The sequence below is a fragment of the Nocardia macrotermitis genome (assembly GCF_009604405.1).
GTDB lineage: Bacteria > Actinomycetota > Actinomycetes > Mycobacteriales > Mycobacteriaceae > Nocardia > Nocardia macrotermitis.
In genome coordinates, this window is record NZ_WEGK01000016.1 from 153340 (window position 1) to 170915 (window position 17576).

Annotated in this window: 16 protein-coding genes, 1 tRNA gene and 1 pseudogene; 13 read left to right on the top strand and 5 right to left on the bottom strand. The window is 67.2% G+C overall.

Features of this window, described 5'->3' with window-relative positions; genetic code table 11:
• The 4 genes and pseudogenes from NRB20_RS30275 to NRB20_RS39700 form a co-directional block, all read left to right on the top strand.
• Positions 1–2004, top strand: a complete 2004-nt coding sequence (locus tag NRB20_RS30275) for a hypothetical protein (RefSeq protein WP_153414819.1) — start codon at positions 1–3, stop codon at positions 2002–2004.
• A complete protein-coding gene (locus NRB20_RS30280; protein ID WP_153414820.1) occupies positions 2001–4964 on the top strand; it encodes a PrgI family protein in 2964 nt (987 codons plus the stop codon). The genes NRB20_RS30275 and NRB20_RS30280 overlap by 4 nt, the downstream gene beginning before the upstream one ends.
• A gap of 61 nt (positions 4965–5025) precedes the next feature.
• Entirely contained in the window at positions 5026–5259 is a 234-nt protein-coding gene (locus tag NRB20_RS30285) for a hypothetical protein (RefSeq protein ID WP_153414821.1), read from the top strand.
• Positions 5260–5423: 164 nt separating this feature from the next.
• Positions 5424–6515, top strand: a pseudogene (locus tag NRB20_RS39700) (recombinase family protein); the annotation flags it as partial.
• Positions 6516–7185: 670 nt separating this feature from the next.
• On the opposite strand, the gene NRB20_RS30295 reads toward NRB20_RS39700, so the two are convergent.
• From NRB20_RS30295 to NRB20_RS30305, 3 genes are all read right to left on the bottom strand, one after another.
• Positions 7186–7258: transfer RNA gene (locus NRB20_RS30295), tRNA-Ala, on the bottom strand.
• A 75-nt stretch (positions 7259–7333) separates the two neighbouring features.
• On the bottom strand, positions 7334–8212 hold the full coding sequence (locus NRB20_RS30300) for an SAM-dependent methyltransferase (protein WP_153414822.1): 879 nt from the start codon (positions 8210–8212) through the stop codon (positions 7334–7336).
• Between the two features lie 68 nt (positions 8213–8280).
• Positions 8281–9066, bottom strand: coding sequence for an NAD(P)H-dependent oxidoreductase (locus tag NRB20_RS30305; RefSeq protein ID WP_153414823.1), 786 nt, complete (start codon positions 9064–9066; stop codon positions 8281–8283).
• Between the two features lie 140 nt (positions 9067–9206).
• Between NRB20_RS30305 and NRB20_RS30310 the strand changes: the two genes are divergently transcribed.
• The 8 genes from NRB20_RS30310 to NRB20_RS30340 all read left to right on the top strand — a co-directional run bounded on the left by NRB20_RS30310 (position 9207) and on the right by NRB20_RS30340 (position 15865).
• Positions 9207–10061, top strand: coding sequence for a helix-turn-helix transcriptional regulator (locus tag NRB20_RS30310; protein WP_153414824.1), 855 nt, complete (start codon positions 9207–9209; stop codon positions 10059–10061).
• 84 nt (positions 10062–10145) lie between these two features.
• Positions 10146–10253: a DLW-39 family protein gene (locus NRB20_RS38570; RefSeq protein WP_227834011.1), complete on the top strand. Its 108-nt coding sequence runs from the start codon at positions 10146–10148 to the stop codon at positions 10251–10253.
• A gap of 150 nt (positions 10254–10403) precedes the next feature.
• Positions 10404–11456, top strand: coding sequence for an adenylate/guanylate cyclase domain-containing protein (locus NRB20_RS30315; protein WP_153414825.1), 1053 nt, complete (start codon positions 10404–10406; stop codon positions 11454–11456).
• Between the two features lie 713 nt (positions 11457–12169).
• A complete protein-coding gene (locus tag NRB20_RS30320; RefSeq protein WP_153414826.1) occupies positions 12170–13144 on the top strand; it encodes an ATP-binding cassette domain-containing protein in 975 nt (324 codons plus the stop codon).
• Entirely contained in the window at positions 13144–13986 is an 843-nt protein-coding gene (locus NRB20_RS30325) for an ABC transporter permease (protein WP_194290060.1), read from the top strand. The genes NRB20_RS30320 and NRB20_RS30325 overlap by 1 nt, the downstream gene beginning before the upstream one ends.
• Before the next feature lie 53 nt (positions 13987–14039).
• Entirely contained in the window at positions 14040–14231 is a 192-nt protein-coding gene (locus NRB20_RS30330) for a hypothetical protein (RefSeq protein ID WP_153414827.1), read from the top strand.
• Between the two features lie 146 nt (positions 14232–14377).
• Complete coding sequence (locus NRB20_RS30335; protein WP_319945588.1) at positions 14378–14905, top strand: peptidylprolyl isomerase; 528 nt, start codon at positions 14378–14380, stop codon at positions 14903–14905.
• A 90-nt stretch (positions 14906–14995) separates the two neighbouring features.
• On the top strand, positions 14996–15865 hold the full coding sequence (locus tag NRB20_RS30340) for a rhomboid family intramembrane serine protease (RefSeq protein WP_319945589.1): 870 nt from the start codon (positions 14996–14998) through the stop codon (positions 15863–15865).
• A 49-nt stretch (positions 15866–15914) separates the two neighbouring features.
• Here NRB20_RS30340 and NRB20_RS30345 read toward each other — a convergent pair whose 3' ends face one another.
• A complete protein-coding gene (locus NRB20_RS30345) occupies positions 15915–16376 on the bottom strand; it encodes a PH domain-containing protein (protein ID WP_319945590.1) in 462 nt (153 codons plus the stop codon).
• Positions 16377–16461: 85 nt separating this feature from the next.
• A complete protein-coding gene (crgA, locus tag NRB20_RS30350; protein WP_153414829.1) occupies positions 16462–16725 on the bottom strand; it encodes a cell division protein CrgA in 264 nt (87 codons plus the stop codon).
• Between the two features lie 191 nt (positions 16726–16916).
• Between crgA and NRB20_RS30355 the strand changes: the two genes are divergently transcribed.
• Positions 16917–17555 (top strand): aminodeoxychorismate/anthranilate synthase component II, encoded by a 639-nt coding sequence (locus NRB20_RS30355; RefSeq protein WP_153414830.1) that lies wholly within the window; start codon positions 16917–16919, stop codon positions 17553–17555.
• The last annotated feature ends 21 nt before the right edge of the window (positions 17556–17576 follow it).

A 17576-nucleotide genomic window follows, 5' to 3' on the forward strand; every position in this document is an offset into this window, starting at 1 on the left:
ATGACCACTCACCCCAGCATCGAGTCCACCCTCGGATCCACGGCGGCGCAGCACCCGGCGCGGGTGCGGTGCGCCCGCGCGGTGGTGATGGTCCTGGTGGTGATCGCGGCGGGAGTGCTCGTTCTCGGGCACGCTGCCAGCGTCGCCGCGCAGCCACCGGTGCCGCCGACGAGCCCGGCGTCTCCGGCCGCGGCGGTGTCGACACCGCCGGAGCCGTTCATTCCGGCCCGGCCGTCCACGAGCCCACCGCCCACGCCTCGGCCGTCGTGGGATCCGAACCCGGTCCAGCCGAACCCGATGACCACGGCCTCGCCGACGCCGGGCCCGGACGCCCCGAACCCGGCGATGCCCGAGCCCGCGTACCCGGGCGGGGCGGATCCGAACTTTCCCACCCCGTACCCCACCCCCAGTCCGGCCCCGGCTCCGGCGGACCCGGACTCCTCCGGTGGGCCGTGGACCTCGCCGCAGGACGGGGGATCGAACAGTTGCGGGATCACCAACATCTCCGGGTGTGTCGAGCACGCGATCGACACGTTTTTGCAGCACCTGGTCAGCTCGGCGTTGAACCCGCTGCTGGAGCTGCTGGGCCAGACCTTGCTGACCACTCCCGACCCGGACACGCTGCCGCAGCTCGGGGTGTTGTGGAACAACTCGTGGCAACTGGTCCTGGCGATCTACGGGATCGTGGTGATGGTTGCGGGCGTGCTGGCGATGGTGCACCACACCTTGCAGACCCGATGGTCCGTACGCGAGCTGGCACCGCGGCTGCTGATCGGGTTTCTCGCCGGGGCGATGAGCATGCTGATCGCTACCGGGGCGATCCGCCTCGCCAACGCTCTGGCCAGGGCGGTGGCCGGCAGTGGGGTCGATCCGAGTTCGACCGCGACGGCGATCCGTCAGTTGATCGAGGCGAACAACACCCAGGCCGATACCTTCCTGCTCTGCTTGGAGTTGGCGTTGCAGGTGATGCTGGTCATCCTGTTCGTCGCGTATGCGGTGCGGGTCGCGGTGACCATCATCCTGATCGTCGGCGCACCGCTGGCGGTGATGTGTCACGCTCTGCCCGGTATCGACGCGATCGCGCGCTGGTGGTGGCGCTCGTTCGCCGCGTGCCTGGCCATTCAGGTCGCGCAGTCCCTGATCCTGGTCACTGTCCTGCGGGTGTTCCTGACTCCCAACGGATGGGCGGTGATCGGCCCCAACTCCAGCGGCGCAGTCGACATCATGGTCGGTATCGCGCTGATCGGCGTGCTCGCCAAAGCCCCGTTCTGGCTGCTGTCCGTGCTCAAGATCGGCCAGGGCCGCACCCTGGTCGGGTCGATCGTGCGCTCCTACATCACCTACAAAACCCTCGGCCTGCTCAAATCCGGCCGGGCTGCAACCCCGCGCGCGCCCAGCAAGGTTCCCGCGCCGCGCAAGGTCCCCGCGCCGAAGGACCCGTATGCGCGGGTCCGCGCGACCCCCGACGGGCAGCTGATGCTGCCGTTGAAGGGCCTCAAGCGAGTCCCGCCCAAACCCGCACCACCGCAACGGATCCCCCACGCCCGCACGATCCCGGTGGCTCAACCCCAGGGGGAGCAACTGATGTTGCCGCTGCCGCAGTTCCACGGCGGTGTCGCCCTGGGGCCCACACCCCGCCTCGGACGCGACGGGCAATACCAGCTCCCGATCACCGTCCACCGCGTCCGCACACCCGCACCGACCCGCGAGCCGCCGGTCCCGAAGTCACTGCCCGGGACACGAGGCCGCCGTCCCAAACAGCTGGCATTCGACTTCACCTTCACCGAGGCAGACCCGTACCGGGGGATCCGGCCCCGGCGTAACGGCCAATACCCCCTCCCCATCGCGACCCCCAAGAAGGTGCCCCGGGACACGAGCGCACCAGCCGCGGCCACGCCGCCACCACCGCCGTCGGGGTCGGTGGCCGAGAAGGGACGCCAGCTTCATCTCCCGCTGCCGGATTTGCCGGTCAAGCGGCGTACCAGCCCAGGAGGAGCGCGATGACCACGCCTGTGCGTATCCACGCTGATGTCGATCAGCCCGACAAGTTGCTCGGCCCGTTCACCTTCCGCCAACTCGTGATCGTGGGGGCGACCGCGCTGGGTCTCTATGTGATCTGGGCCGTGACCCGGGCCGTGGTTCCGCCGCTGATGTTCTTCGCCGGTGCGGTCCCGATCGCTGCGCTGGTCACGGTCGCGGTCCTGACTCGCCGCGACGGGCTGTTCGCTGACCAGCTGCTCGGGGCCGCGATCGCCCACCGCACCCGGCCCCGCCACCTCGCAGCCGTTCCGGACGGCCTGGACGGCAGATTCGCGGTCGCGCCGCGGTGGGCTACGGACCGGGTCCTGCGGGGAACTCGCCGTGCGCCGGTCCCGGCCGCGTTGTCCGCGCGCGCGCTGCGGTTACCGCGGGAGGTCACCGGTGCCAGCGCGGGCATCGGGGTGGTCGACCTCGGTGCCGACGGGCTCGCGGTCATCGCCACGGCCAGCACCCTGAACCTCGCCCTGCGGAGCCCGGCCGAACAAGACAGCCTCGTCGCGGCCCTGGGGGGCTGGCTGCACACGTTGCGTCAACCCGTCCAGATCCTCATCCGCTCCGCGCGCCTGGACCTGACCGCGCACCTGGACCGCCTGCACACCGCCGCGCACGAGATGTCCCCCGATCTGGCCGCCGCCGCGCGTGAACACGCCGAGCACCTGCGCGAGCTGGTCACCGACGAGGCCCTGACCCACCGGCACGTCCTGCTGGTGTGGCGCGAACCGATCCCGGCCACCAGCGGGCGGTCACCGATGGCGACCTTGGCCGGGCTGCTGCCCGGCCGGGCCCGCCCGCGCGGGCCCGCCTCGCCCGCCGCCCGCCGCGCCGCCGAGTCCCGGCTGCTGCGCCGGGTATCCGAAGCCACCGACCTGCTGGCCCCGCTCGGGGTGACGGTCACCGCGCTGGACCCGGTCCAGGCCAGCGCGGTGCTCGCCGACTGCTGCGACCCCTCCCGCCTCGTTCCCGCCACCGCCGACGTCGCCGGACCCGACGCGATCATCACCGCCCACCACCCCGAGACCATCGATACCGTCCTGCCGACCGACCCCACCGACCAGACGCGATTCGGGCCCGAGTCCCTCACGATCGGGACCCGCCATCTCGAGGTCGGGTCCGAGTGGGTTACCACTCTCGCGGTCACCGGATATCCGCGCGAGGTCGGCGCTGGTTGGCTCGCGCCGCTGCTCTCGCACCCCGGACGCGTCGATGTGGCCCTGCACATCGACCCGGTCGACCCCGCCACCGCGGCCACCCGGCTGCGACGCCAGAGCGCCCGCTTCGAATCCTCCCGCCTGCACGACGCCAGGCACCACCGCCCCACCGACCCGGCAGTCGAGGTCGCCGCCGAAGACGCCGCCGACCTCGCCGCACGAGTCGCCAGGGCCGAGGCCCGACTGTTCCGCGTCGGCCTCTACCTCACCGTCCACGCCGACAGCGAGGCCGACCTGGCCGACGAAGTCGCCGCGGTACGGGCATTGGCCGCGGGCCTGCTCGTGGACACCTGCCCCGTGACCTACCGGCAGGTCCACGGCTGGGTCACCACCCTGCCGCTCGGTCTCGACCTGATCGGGATGCACCGCACCTTCGACACCGGCGGCCTGGCCGCCGCGGTGCCCTTCGACTCCCCGCAACTCCCCGCCCCCGACCCGGTCGAGGTCACCCGACCGCGCGGAGTGCTCTACGGCCGCGACGCCGCCGGGGGCCTGATGTTCGTGGACAGATTCGCCGCCGGGATCGACAACCACAACATGGTCGTCCTCGGGCGCAGCGGGGCAGGAAAATCGTTCCTGGTCAAAACCGAAATCCTGCGGTCGCTGTATCGCGGGATCGAGCAGATCATCATCGACCCCGAAGACGAATACCGGCGCCTCGCCGACGCCGTCGGGGGCATCCGCATCCCCCTCGGTGTCCCGGGATGGCGGCTCAACCCGTTCGACCTGGACCTGCACACCAGCCCCGAGGGCCGCCGCACCGCCCCACGCGACGCGCTCACCCGCCGAAAGTTGTTCCTGCACACCCTGATCCAGGCCATGCTCGGCGAACACACACCCGCTCGCCGCGCCGCGCTGGACACCGCCCTGACCGCCACCTGGACCGCCGCGGGCATCACCGGGGACCCCGCGACCTGGACCCGTCCCGCCCCCACCCTCAGCGACCTGCGCGAGCACCTCGCCGCGAGCCGGACACCAGCCGGTGACGAGCTGGCCGCCGCGCTGCGCCCCTACACCGGTGAGGGCAGCTACGCCGGGCTCCTGGACGGCCCGACCACCATCACCCCGCACGGCCCGCTGGTCGTGTTCTCCCTGCGGGAAGTCCCCGACGAGCTACGCACCATCGCGACCGTGCTGGTCCTGGACGCGACGTGGCGGCACATCTCCAACCCCGCCACCAGGCGACCCAGAATGGTCACCGTCGATGAAGCCTGGCTGGCCCTGCGCCAGCACGCCGGAGCCGAATTCCTGTTCCAAGCGGCCAAACGGTTCCGCAAATACTGGGCCGGACTGACCCTGGCCACCCAAGACTGCGCCGACGTCCTGTCCACCGACCTCGGCCGCGCCATCATGGCCAACGCCGCCACCCAAATACTGTTACGCCAAGCCCCCTCGGCCATCGACGAAGTCGCAGGCGCATTCAAACTCTCCGACGGCGAAAAACAATTCCTCCTCTCAGCCGCACAAGGCAACGGACTTGTCGCGGTCGGCGGCGGCACCGACCGCGCCGTATTCGGCTCGCTGGCCTCACCCCGCGAATACGCCCTGATCACCACCGACCCCAGCGAACTCACCACCACCACGGACGACTACGACAGCGATACCGATATCGACCTGACCGCGCTGCCGCGACTCACCGGCCCGACCACCGGAAACAGCGACCTCGACACCGAACCCGATCAAGACGTGTTCATCGACGTTCAGGACACGGCATGAGCCTGGATCGGCCCTCACCCTGCTCAGCGCCAGGCGACATGACAAACGAAGGAGTCCACGTATGACGGCGCAACGAAAGCCGCGCAAGAAAAAGCGTCCCGAGACCGGCGCTCACCGAGTGGTCGTTCGTGGATCTCGTCACGATCCACCAGACGCCCGCAAACTGGCCGCGGTGATCGTCAGCCTCGCCGAATCACTCGCGGAAACAGACAACGAGAAAAACACATTCACACCCGAAACAGCGATAATCCCGATAATCGACAATGCGCCGGAAGGGAATTCGGAAGCGGCATAGAAATATTCGACCGGTTTGATAATATCGAAAATCCATGGGGCTGGATAAACGGAATGTCGACACAATTGTCCCGGCGCGGGAATCTATTTTCTGTGCCTGGCGGGGAAGGTGCGCCGTCCGTGATGTCAGTGCCGTTGTTTCTCGACTGAGTGAAAGAGTGTTTCATGGTCAGTGCATATGCAGAACTCGACGACGAGTGGTGGTCGGAAGAGATCGGCACCACCACCGCGCCAGTGCCGACAAGGGAGGTGGAACCGGGCACTCGCGCGGTCATCTACCTGCGGGTGTCATCTCCGGGACAGGTCAAAACCGACTACGACCCCGAAGGCAACTCCATTCCGGCGCAGCGAGTCCGATGCCAGCGCAAGGCAGAACAACTCGGCTTGACCGTCGTCGATGAATACGTCGAGCCAGGACGCACGGCCACTGAGATGTCGAAACGGGTTGCCTTCCAGCGAATGCTCCAGCGTGTTCGGAGCGCTGGCGATGTCGACTACGTCATCGTCTACAAGCTGTCCCGTATGGCACGCAACCGACTCGATGACGCCATCGTCATGGCAGATCTGCGTAAGCGGGGCGTCACCCTCATCTCGGCCACCGAGAACATCGACGACACCCCCGTCGGCCAACTCATGCACGGCATCCTGGCGACCTTCAACGAATACCAATCACGCGAATCCGGGGCCGACATCGCCTACAAGATGGGCCAGAAAGCCCTCAACGGTGGCACGATCGGCCGCGCGCGCCTGGGCTACCTCAACGTGATCGACCGATTCGACGGCCGCGAGATCCGCACCATCGCCACCGACCCCGACCGCGCGCCCTTGGTGAAACTCGCCTTCGAGCTCTACGCCACCGACACCTACACCCTGGACGACCTGTCCGACGAACTCTACGATCGCGGCCTGCGCACCCGCCCCACCCGCAAACACCCCTCCAAACAGGTATCGATCAACAAACTGTCCCACATGCTGCGGGACCGCTACTACCTCGGCTACGTGCAGTACGACGACCAAGAGATCCAGGGCCGCCACGAACCGCTCATCGATGACGATCTGTTCGACCGAGTTCAGGGGATCCTGGACTCACGCTCCACAGCCAAGGAACGCCGACGAGTGCACCACCACTACCTGAAGGGATCCCTGTTCTGCCAGCGCTGCAAACGACGCGGCATCACCCAGCGCATGATCCTCCAGCACACCGTCAACCGCCGAGGCACCGAGTACACCTACTTCTTCTGCCGCAACAAACAGAACGGCACCTGCAACGCGCCACACGTGAACGTCGCCCTCGTCGAGGACGCCGTGCAAGCCCACTACACCACCGTCCGGTTCAGCCCGCAGTTCATCCTCGAAGTCCGCACCCACATCGCTGGCGTAGTCGAGGAACAGAACACCGCCGAACGGCTCCTGCACAAACAACTCACCACCGAACTACAAGCCCTGGACACCCGCGAGGACAACCTGATCGAGCTGGCCGCCGACACCACCATCGCGCAGCCGAAGATCAAAGCCAAACTCAGGGAGATCGCCCGCGACCGCCACCGCCTCACCGAACGGATGACCACCACCACCGAGAACCTCTCCGACAGCGCCCGACTCATCGAGGTGGCACTCGAACTACTCGAAGACCCCCAACAGCTCTACCTCCGATGCGACGACCACCAACGCCGCATGCTCAACCAAACTATCTTCCACGCCCTGTACATCGACGACGAACAGATCACCGACCACGACCTACGAGAACCATTCGACCAACTACACGCCATCCAACACGCCCGACACACCAACCACAGCACCCCGATCGCGGCCCCGAACCCCCACCCCACACAAACCAAAAACGCCACCACTTCACAACGAAGCGGTGGCGTTGACGTCCTACTACACGGCATTGATTCGGCACCGTGTTCTAGTAAGCGCCCTAAGGTGGAGCCTAGGGGAATCGAACCCCTAACCCCTGCCTTGCAAAGGCAGTGCTCTGCCAATTGAGCTAAGGCCCCGGAGAGGGAGTTGTCGCCTGGACAACCCCCAAGACGGTACCGCGTGGGGGTCTCGGGGGTCAAAACGTGGTTCGGCTACTTCTTGCGGCCGACCGCGGCCCAGAAGGAGACCTTCGCGTCCATGTCGTCCAGGGATTCGTCGCCGACCTCCACGGTCGCCTCGTGATCGGGGCGCCAGCGGTGGGAGCCGGTGATGCCCGGTTCGATCACCTCGAGGTCGTCGAAGAAGCGGGCGAACTCGTCGTGCGTGCGGGCCTGCAGGGCCAGGCCGTTGCTGACGTAGGCGTCGACGATTCCGGCCACCTGGGTGGGGTTGAAGTCGGGGCTCAGGTGCGTCATCACCAGGAACGAGCCGGGGGCCAGGGCGTCCAGCAGGGTGTCCACGATGCCGTACGCGTCGTGCTGGTCGTCCTGGACGAAGTGCAGCAGGGCGATCAGGCTCAGCGCGACCGGCTTGTCCAGGTCCAGGACCTCGTGCAACGCCGGTGCGGTCAAGATGGTGCTCGGATCGGTGACGTCGGCCTGGACGTAGGTGGTGGCGCCCTCGCTGGTGCCGTGCATCAGCGCGCGGGCGTGGGTGAGGACCAGCGGGTCGTAATCGGCGTAGATGACCCGGGATTCCGGCGCCACCCCCTGCGCGACCTGATGCAGATTCGGCGGGGTCGGGATGCCGGTGCCGATGTCCAGGAACTGCCGCACACCCTGTTCGGCGGCCAGATAACGAGTCGCGCGGTGCATGAACGCCCGGTTCACCCGCGCGCACAGCTTGATGGTCGGAAACGCCAGTTCTACCTGTTCGACCGCGTCACGATCGCACTGGAAGTTGTCCTTGCCCCCGAGGTAATAGTCGTACATCCGCGCGCTGTGCGCCTTGGTGGTATCGATCGCACTGCCGACGAGCGGCTCCGATGTGGATGTTTTGGGACTTTCGTCCCGAATTTCATTGCTGGCCATGGCGATTACCGACTCCCTTCCCGTGACAGCGTAACCCTAACCGAGCCCGGACCGCTCGACTCGCGGAATCATCGGATGATATCGCGATGTAGCCCGAAACCTTTGTCGCCCATGACTTCCCGTCCGGCGCGCAGCCGCAGCGAGGGCATCTCGTAGTCGCCGCCGTTCTGCGTGCGATAGGGGATCGGATCGGTGTCCGCGAGCGCGAGCAGACGCTGTTCCCACGCCTTCGCCGCATCCGAGAAGTCTTCCGGCGAAACATGATTCATGCCGTACAGGGTGAACGGCGGCAGCACCTCCATACCTGTGAAGTAGAGGATGCCGTGCTGGATCGGGAAGAGCAGATCCTCGATCGGGCCGTTGATCCCGCGGTCGCTGTAGTGCGATTCCTTACCGCCGATCGTCACCGAGACCAGCGCGCGCCGACCCGCGAGCGTGCCCTCGCCGTAGCGATCGCCGTACCGGTGTTCGTCGTGTTCGCCTACGCCGTAACCGAATCCGGCCGTGAACACCCGATCCACCCAGCCCTTCATGATCGCGGGCATCGAGTACCACCACAGCGGGAATTGCAGGATCACCACCTCGGCCCAGCGGAGCTTGTCCTGCTCGGCACGGATGTCGGCGGCGAGCGTCCCGGTGCGATAGGCCGCACGGGAATTGCGCTCGGTGTGCAGCGGATGCGTTGCGGCGGAACCGAAGTCGTCCGCATCGACGGTCGGCTTCCAGTTCATCGCGTACAGATCGCTGACCCGAACCTCGTGCCCGGCGGCGGTCAGCGTGGACCGCGCGATATCGGTGAGCGAACCGTTCAACGAGTCGCGTTCGGGGTGGGCGTGGACGATGAATACCTTCATGACTGCCTCCTGGAAGTGGGTTGCCCTCGATGGTGGACGCCGGGACGCGCGCTGTTCAGGGGCGCTGCAACCGTCGGACCGGCGTTCCTGGTATCGGCAGGACCACCCGGACGCACGGTTCGCGTGGCGATACTGGTGCTATGGACGATCTCGCCGATTTCCTGCGAACCCGCAGATCCCGGATCGATCCGGCGTCGGTGGGCATCACACCCGACACGCGTCGCCGGGTCACGGGACTGCGGCGCGAGGAGATCGCGCATCTGTCCGGCGTGAGCGTGGACTATTACGTTCGGCTCGAACAGGGACGTGCGCGCCAGCCCTCCGAACAGATCCTCGACGCGCTGGCCCGGGTCCTCGGTCTGAACGCGGTGGAACGGTCCCATCTGCACCGGCTCGCCCACCGGCCGCGCCCGGTGACCGATCGCGACACCCCGTCCCGGCAGCGCCCGGAACTGCTGCGGGTGGTCGAGTTGATCCCGGACAGTCCGGCGTTCATCGCCGATCAGCGGCTGACCGTGGTGGCGGCCAACCGGCTCGCCGAACTGCTCTACGGGCGTCGGCCCATGCGCGGGATGAACATCGCCCGGCACATCTTCCTGGAGGACGACGGCCACGACCTCTACGCCGACTGGGACGCCTGCACCCGCGACACCGTGGGCCAGTTACGTCTCGCGGTCGGGAAATATCCGGACGATCCGCAGCTCACCGCCCTGATCGGCGAACTCGCCGTGCGCAGCGAACGTTTCCGGAAACTGTGGGCGCAGGCGGATGTGCGCTGCCGTTCGCACGGTCGCAAACCCTTCACGCATCCGCTGGTCGGCGACCTGGAACTCCACCAGGAGAACTTCATGGTTCCCGGCGACAACGGCACCGAACTCGTCATCCTCTCCGCCCGGCAGGGCAGTCAGGCCTACGACGGGCTGCGGCTGCTGGCGAGCATCGGCGCGACCGACGATCGGGACCGATCGATTCCGGGGAGCCGTCCCTCGGTATGAGACCGGTGCGGCCGGGAGTGCTTGCGGGAGAGTAACTTCGGGCCCTCGTGGGCGGGATTCGGGGATGACAGTAGGGTGGGATTCATGAAACTTCTTCTGACTCTGGGTGTCGTCGTCGGTGTCCTGTTCGCCATCAACAAGTTCCGTCAGCGCGGTGACGCCGATCTGTGGCACGAGGTGACCACTCGCTGAACCCGTTCGCGGGCGGTCGGGGGTGTGCCGACCGCCCGTTGTGACGATTCGTCCATCCGGCCAGCGCGGGTGTGACGGTCCGCGCCCGGTGTTGTGACACAGCACTATCGGCTGGGGGTCGACGGTGTATCGGCCGTATGGTCGTTGACCATGGACCGCGCGGAGTTGTCGATATTGGTGCAGTCGGTCGTGGAGCCGTATCTGCTGGACGGCCCGCGGCAGTACGACCGGGCCGAGGTGGTGCGGAAATCCGGGGTGCCGCAGGAATTGAGCGGGCGGCTGTGGCTCGCCCTCGGATTCGCCGCCGATCCGGACGGCACCGCGATCGAGTACACCGACGCGGATGTCGCTGCGGCACGGGACTTTCGGAGTCTGGACGCGCTCAGTGCCACCGATGCGCGGCGGCAGTCCGCGGCCGTGCGGACCATGGGCCAGTCGATGGCGCGGCTGGCCGAATGGCAGGTCGATCTGGTGGTCGAGGAGATCATCAACCGGATCGCCTCGATCACCGCGCAGGATCCCGAGCTGGATCCGCAGCGGGTCGCGATGGAGGCGACCGACGAGGTCGTCACCACCCTGCAACGTTTACAGGCTTATGCGTGGCGACGTCATCTGGCCGCCGCGCTGGCCCGCTCGCTGGGCAGTGACGGCGCGGGCGAGAGTGTGCGCGACCTCGCGGTGGGTTTCGCGGATATGGTCGGCTACACCCGGTTGACGCGGCATCTGGATCGCGACGAACTCTCCGATCTGCTGGAGACCTTCGAAACCGTCACCACCGGGGCGATCACCGCCAACGGCGGGTGGGTGATCAAGAACGTCGGCGACGAGGTGATGTTCGCCGCCGAGACGGCCGGGGTGGGTGCGCGCATCGCGCTGGACATCCAGACCGCCGCCGCCGATCGCACCGAACGCGGTGAGTCCGATGCCACCACCATGCCCGAACTCCGCGTCGGCCTGGCTTACGGGCAGGTGTTGCAGCGGTTCGGTGATCTGTACGGCTCGACGGTGAACATCGCCGCGCGGCTGACGGGTGTGGCGCGGCCGGGGACCGTGCTGATCGACGACGGCGCGGCCACCCAGCTGTCCGGGCAGTCGGAATTCGCGATGCGGCATCTGCGCAGTGTGCGGGTGCGGGGGATCAGCCGATTGCGGTCACATGTGTTGCGTCGCAACGGACGTGGGCGATACGCGGCCGATTCGTAGGGGGCTTCGCCCAGTGCGGCGGTGCGACGTTGGATGCTGCACCGCCGCCGTTCGGGGCTACCCGGAAATTAGGAGCGGGCCTCGGCGAAGGGGGGGAGTTTGCCGAGGCCCGCGTAGGGTCGGCCCGGGGGGGAGGGGCCGACGTGAATGATCCTACGCGACGATCGGCGATTGTGTGAGTATGAGGGCTGCCACTTTTCGAAAGTTTTTCCAGCGGGCGTGTCGATCGGGCTGCTGAGTTGTCGCCGATGATCTCTTCCTGTGCTGCCGGTTTTCTGAAATCTCTTGTTGCGCAGGAATTTACGAGGCAATCGACGTGTCGACACCGGTTCGCTGGATGGTCGCTGTCGACCGGTCGGTATGCGAATTCGCGACACGGTCACAATTGAGAAGTACACATTCCGGGCGTGTCCGGGGGCGGGCGGGCCGGTCGAGTGAGTACCCGCCGCGGCGGAGTCGGGTAGCGCGGTACTCGCGCATCCGGTGCGCCCGGGGGAGACGATGAACTCGGTCGCATCCCGCCGGCACCCCCGAGCACCCGCCGGACCCCCGGGATGCGGCCCCTGAACTTTCCCGCCCGCAGCGGCCCTCCGTCGAAACGTTCGCACTGGTAGCGGCGATATTCGATGGAACTTGTCGGTGGTCTGGGCAATACTGGCCGCGAGATCCGCCGAGATCCGATCCGCGGCCGGTGGGAACATCAGGAGAGGGTCATGGTCGATGCCATCATCGCCGAGGGCCTGGTCAAGAAATACGGCCGCCTCGTCGCGCTCGACGGTTTGGATCTGCGGGTGCCCGAGGGCACGGTCACCGCGCTGCTGGGGCCCAACGGGGCCGGTAAGACCACCACGGTCCGGGTTTTCACCACGCTCCTGACGCCGGATTCCGGCCGCGCCACCGTCGCCGGAATCGACGTGCTGCGCGAGCCGCGCCGGTTGCGGGCCCGGATCGGAGCCTCGGGGCAGTACGCGGCGGTGGACGAGTACCTCACCGGTTTCGAGAATCTCGAGATGGTCGGGCGGCTCTACCATCTGGGCGTGGCCCGCAGTAAACAGCGGGCCCGCGAGCTGCTCGAGCGGTTCGACCTCGCCGATGCCGCCGATCGCCCGGTCAAGGGCTACTCCGGCGGTATGCGGCGGCGGTTGGACCTGGCCGGGGCGCTGGTCGCCAATCCGCCGGTGCTGTTCCTGGACGAGCCGACCACGGGCCTGGATCCGCGGGCCCGGCTGGATCTGTGGGACGTCATCGAGGAGTTGGTCGCCGCGGGCACCACCCTGCTGCTGACCACGCAGTACATGGAGGAGGCCGATCGGCTGGCCGACGCCATCGCCGTCATCGACCACGGCACGGTGATCGCCCGCGGCACCGCCGACGAGCTCAAGACCATGGTCGGCGGCGACCGCATCGAGCTGACCGTCGACCACGTCGGCAGCCTGGAGATCGCGCGCGACGCACTGGCCGAGCTGGCGGTCGGGGAGATTCACCTCGAACCGGGGCTGCGGCGGGTCACCGTGCCGGTCAGCGACGGTTCCCAGGCCCTGGTCGACGCGATCGGGCGGCTCGGCGCCCGCGAGGTGAAGATCCACGACGTCGGGCTGCGACGGCCCTCGCTGGACGACGTCTTCCTGACCCTCACCGGGCACGAGGCGCGGGAGAGGACCACCACGGGCGAGCAGGAGGATGCGTAATGGCTTCCGCGACAGTCGTTTCCGATGAGCCCTCGCTGGTCGAGCGGACACGGATGCTGGTCAGCGACAGCATGACCGTCACCAAGCGCAACGTCATCAAGATCCGCCGGGTGCCCGATGTGCTGATCTTCTCGACGCTCTCGCCGATCATGTTCGTGTTGCTGTTCGCGTACATCTTCGGTTCGGCGATCACCGTCACCGGCACGTCCTACCGGGAGTTCCTGATCGCGGGCATCTTCGCGCAGACCGCCGTGTTCGGCGCGACGTTCACCGGGTCCAGCCTCGCGGAGGATATGCAGAAGGGCATCATCGACCGGTTCCGTTCCCTGCCCATGGCGCCGGCGGCCGTGCTGATCGGTCGCACCGTCGCCGATGTGGTGATCAACGTGGTCAGCCTGGTGGTGATGTCGATCACCGGACTGTTGATCGGCTGGCGGATTCGCGGGTCGTTCCTGGACGGCGTGCTCGGCTATGTGCTGCTGTTGCTGTTCGCCTACGCGGTCTCCTGGATGATGGCCGTGGTCGGTTTGCTGGTGCGGGCCCCCGAGGTGTTCAACAACGCGAGTTTCATGGTGATCTTCCCGTTGACGTTCATCGCCAACACCTTCGTCCCCAGTGCGCAATTGCCAACGCCGCTAAGGATTTTCGCGGACTGGAATCCGGTGTCGGCGGTGACGCAGGCGATCCGCGAGCTGTTCGGCAACACCAGTGCGCTCACCCCGCCGCCGGATGTGTGGTCCATGCGGCATCCGGTGCTCACCACATTGATCTGGGTGGTGGTGTTGCTGGTGGTCTTCGTGCCGCTGTCGCTGCGGCAGTTCGAACGCACCGTCAGCAGGTGAGGTCGCGAGCAGTGCCTACTGCACGAAATGCGCGGCTGTGACACAGTGGTCGTATGCAGTTGGGCAGTTCCCGTAAGGGCCGGTTGCGCAACCGGTTGATCGTCGTAGTTCTCGCCGCCGTCGCGGGCGGTACCGCTTGGCGGGTCGTCACCCGCAAGCCGCAGCTTCCGGCGCCGGCGCCCGAACCGCCTCGTCTCGGTTACAGCACCAACGGCTCGACTCGACAGCACGCCACCGCGCACTGAGCGAGTTTGCCGGGTTCGGCGCGGTTATCCGATTCACCCTGTGAGACAACCGAAATACCGGTGCCGAGGGGTGTTTGCTCAGGAAAACCCGCGGCACCGGTCGGTGCTCGGCGGAACACGGCCTCGCATGTGTCAACATGTTCGGCGTGACTTCACCGAATCAGACCTCCGTGGCAACGCTGCATACGAACCACGGTGATATCAAGATCGCGCTCTTCGGTAACCACGCGCCGAAAACGGTGCGTAACTTCATCGCCCTGGCCGACGGCAGTGCGCCGTACTCGACGCAGAACGCCGCCGGTGCGACCACCGGCCCGTTCTACGACGGCAGCACGTTCCACCGCGTCATCGACAGGTTCATGATCCAGGGCGGCGATCCGACCGGGACCGGTCGCGGTGGTCCGGGGTACGAGTTCGGTGACGAATTCCATCCGGAGCTGCGGTTCGACCGCGGTTACCTGCTGGCGATGGCGAATGCCGGACCGGGCACCAACGGTTCGCAGTTCTTCATCACCGTCGGCCCGCAGCCGCACCTGAACCGCAAGCACACCATCTTCGGTGAGGTGCTCGAACCCGATTCGCGCAAGGTCGTCGACGCGATCGCCACCACCGCCGTGGATCGCAACGATCGGCCGAAGGAACCGGTGACGATTTCCGGTGTCACGCTCGGCTGAATTCCTCGCCCGGGATGAGCGGTCCGTTTTGCGAGGGTAGCGTGCAATTACCACCCTCGTGCCGCTCGTAGTCGATGAACACGGAGTTTCGTGAATCCTCAACCGCCCGCACCGACCTGTTTCCGTCATCAGGACCGCACCACCGGTCTGGCATGCACTCGGTGCGGGCGTCCCGCCTGTCCGGAGTGCCTGCGCCAGGCCGCGGTCGGCCAGCAGTGTGTGGAATGCGTCTCCCAGGGACAACGTGAGGTGCGGCAGGCGCGCACGGCCGTCGGCGGCCCGGTGGCCACCCGGCCGGTGCCGTATGTGACCTACGTGCTGATCGCGTTGAACGTCGCGGTCTTCGCGTTCACCGCCTTCCAGGCGCACAGCGTGGCCGCCAATCAGTACTCGACGCTGTTCGAGGACTGGGTGCTGTGGCCGGTGGGGGTCGCGCGCGGTCAGTGGATTCGCGTGGTCGGAGGTGCGTTCCTGCACTACGGCCCGCTGCATCTGGCGGTCAACATGTTCGCGTTGTACATGCTCGGGCGCGACGCGGAGACGGTGCTGGGGCGCTGGCGGTATCTGACGATCTACCTGATCTCGCTGTTCGGGGGCGCGGCCGCGGTGATGTGGCTGGCCCCGCACGACGCGACCGCGGGCGCCTCGGGGGCGATCTTCGGGTTGTTCGGTGCGCTGACCGTGGTGCTGTTGCGTTTGCGGCGCAGTCCCACCCAGATGCTGGTCGTCATCGGGATCAACCTGATCATCAGTATTTCGGTGCCGGGGATTTCGTTGTGGGGTCATCTCGGCGGTCTGGCCGCGGGCACGCTGGCCACCGTCGGGTTGCTGTACGGGCCGCAGTGGGTGCGGGTTCGCACGCAGGAGAGCGGATTGCGGGTCGGGTGGGCCGCGATGGGGCTGGTCGCGGTGCTGAGCCTGGTGTTGATCGGGGCGGCCGCGGCGTCGATCGGGTCCTGAGCCGATCCCGAACCGAACCGTTCCGGCCGCGCGGTCCGGTCGAGCCGTGCTAACCGAGCGGCTCGGGTACGGCCAGTCCGTGCTCGACCAGCGCGTCCAGCACGTCCTGGGGATGCGTGCCCAGATCCCAGCGCCCGAAGATGAGCAGCCGATCCTCACCGTCGTGCTCGACGTCGATCTCCAGATTCGGCGATTTGCGCCCGAGCCGCCGGAAACTCACCACCCGGGCCCGCAGGATCCGGTCCCGCGGATATTCCACCGCGCCCAGCAACCCGCGCACGACCAGCACAGGGCGTTGACCGGGCACGATGCTGAGGCGCGGACGTTGCCGCAGACCCACCGCGGACAGTCCGAGCAGCAGTAGCGCCGCGAGGCCGACCAGCAGGCGGCTCGGCGCGTCGCCGGTGAAGATCGCGGCCACGGCCAGCACGATCCCGCCCACTGCGGCGGTCACCAGGGCGGCGGGTGGTGTGGACCATCGCAGCCGGGACACCGGTTCGGATGCCGTCACGATCCCCACTCGCTCCTCGGGTTGTCCACAGGCTCATCCACAGGTGTGCATGAATAACACAGATGTAAGAACACGCGGTGCGGGATCAGCGCCACCGCATGGTCATGACCAGGCCGACGACCATGAGTCCGAAGCCGATCAGGAAGTTCCAGGCGTCGAGTTTGCCCATCCAGGCCAGCTTGTCGCTGGCCAGGTAGTACACGATCAGCCAGGCCAGACCGGCCAGCATGAAGCCGAGCATGAGGCTGACGTACCAGGCCGAGGAGGGGCCGCCCTTGATCTTGACCGGGGTGCGACTGGCAGGGTTGATCGTATGATCGGTCTTCTTGCGGACCTTCGACTTGGGCATGACGTCCTCGTATTCGGGTGCGGGTCGTACCGGCGGGGGCATACGCATGCGACGCCCGGCGTCGCCGGTCTGCCCTCAGGCTATCCCAGCCGGGTCGCCGTGCGTGGGTCGCGGTGCTGGTGAGCAGCTCACGGGGGTGCCGACGGTGGTATTCGCGCGACGTCGGATCGGCCACCCCGTAGGCTGGCGCCATGCGTGTACTGGTCGTCGACAACTACGACAGCTTCGTGTTCAACCTGGTGCAGTACCTGGGCCAGTTGGGTGTCGAGGCCACGGTGTGGCGCAACGACGATGCGGAACTGTCCGATCCGGACCGCGTCGTCACCGCATTCGACGGCCTGTTGATCAGTCCCGGACCGGGTACGCCGGATCGTGCCGGTGCCAGTATCGACCTCGTTCGCGCCTGTGCGCGCCACGAGGTGCCGCTGCTCGGGGTGTGCCTCGGGCATCAGGCGATCGGCGAGGCGTTCGGCGCGACGGTCACCCGCGCGCCGGAGCTGCTGCACGGCAAGACCAGTTCGGTGTTCCACGTCGGCGCGGGTGTGCTGGCCGGACTGCCGGACCCGTTCACCGCGACCCGCTACCACTCGCTCACCGTCGTCGAGGACACCCTCCCCGCCGAGATCGAGGTGCTCGGCCGCACCGAGACCGGCATCGTGATGGCCATGCGGCATCGCACCCTGCCCATCCACGGCGTGCAGTTCCATCCCGAATCGGTGCTCACCCAGGGCGGGCACCGGATGCTCGCCAACTGGCTCGAAGTCTGCGGCGAGCGTCCGGCGGAAGGACTGGTCGAGACGCTCGAGGCCGAGGTCGCGGCGCTGGTCTGAGCGCCTCGCAACGGGAAGGTG